Source organism: bacterium (genome assembly GCA_020440705.1).
In the GTDB taxonomy this organism is placed as follows: Bacteria; Krumholzibacteriota; Krumholzibacteriia; order LZORAL124-64-63; family LZORAL124-64-63; genus JAGRNP01.
Map to the genome: position 1 here is coordinate 1 of JAGRNP010000258.1, position 1,272 is coordinate 1,272.

2 protein-coding genes and 1 riboswitch are annotated in these 1,272 nt (G+C 61.6%); both genes read left to right on the forward strand.

Translation table 11 applies throughout. From position 1 onward, the window contains the following. Positions 1-335, forward strand: a 335-nt coding sequence (locus tag KDM41_18215; protein ID MCB1185359.1) for a hypothetical protein, incomplete at its 5' end; no start/stop codon positions are given. 95 nt (positions 336-430) lie between these two features. After that, positions 431-510: riboswitch (SAM riboswitch) on the forward strand. A gap of 45 nt (positions 511-555) precedes the next feature. Further along, on the forward strand, positions 556-1,272 hold a 717-nt coding region (locus KDM41_18220; GenBank protein MCB1185360.1), incomplete at its 3' end, for an aminotransferase class I/II-fold pyridoxal phosphate-dependent enzyme.

Sequence of the window (1,272 nt, forward strand, 5' to 3'; positions counted from 1 at the left end):
GATCTTTATTGTTGATACCAATTCTAGATGAAATAAAAGTTGTCACCCTTCCTGAAATATACAACAAAAAATGCTTTCCAACTTCGATGGATGGAAGGCCTTCTGGCCCTATTGCATTAAAAATGGCGCTTCGCCGGGGATGCTTTACCGAAGAAGAGCAAAAATTAGCTTTACGTTGGCAAGTCAAATATACAAGTCGTGAAAAGATATTTGCGAACATGTTCGAGAATGTTATTTTTCCATTTGCATTTACACTGATTTCACCTTTTGCGCTACTCGCTATTGGCGTCGCTGTTTCATGGGTCGCACATGGATTCATGCGACCAAGTGTATAGAATCGCTTCGGCCATCGGCGCCGGGCTCTAACTTGGACCGCCTGACAACGCCCACCCGATAGACCCAGCTTGACGTCGCCGGCGATCGCGCCTAATCGCCGACATGTGGTGATTTGAGCCGGTCGGCTTGCGGGCCACGTTAAACAATCCGCTAAAAGGCCGGGCGTCATGTGGACCCTGGCATTTTCCGGCCGGGGTTTTTTGCTTGCGGAGCAGGAACATGGCGGAAGACGGGGCGCAGGGCTGGCGGCTGGAGACGCAACTGGTGCAGGGCGGGCTCGACCGCTCGCACCACGGCGAGACCGCCGAAGCGCTCTACCTCACCTCGGGCTTCGTCTACGAGCGCGCCGAGCATGCCGAGGACCGCTTCCGCGACCGTGCCCCCGGCTTCATGTACTCCCGCTACGGCAACCCCACGGTCAGCACCTTCGAGGAGCGCCTCGCCGCCATCGAGGGGGCCGAATCCTGCTGCGCCGTCGGCTCCGGCATGGCGGCGGTCAACGCCGCCCTCATGTGCCGCCTGAAGGCCGGTGACCGAGTCGTCGCCGCCCGCGCCCTCTTCGGCTCCTGCCGCCACATCATCGCCAATATCCTGCCGCGCTTCGGCATCGAGCACGAGTTCGTCGACGGCGCCGACCTCGACCAGTGGCGCCTCGCCCTGTCCCGGCCCACCGCCCTCGTCTTCTTCGAGACCCCCTCCAACCCGGCCCTCGAGCTCGTCGACATCACGGCCGTGGCGGAACTCGCCCACGCCGTCGGGGCCGAGGTCGTGGTCGACAACGTCTTCTCCACGCCCCTCCTGCAGCGCCCGCTCGCCCTCGGCGCCGACGTCGTCGTCTACTCCGCCACCAAGCACATCGACGGCCAGGGCCGCTGCCTCGGCGGTGCCATCCTCGGCACGAAGCGCTACCGCGACGACACCCTCCACCCCTACCTC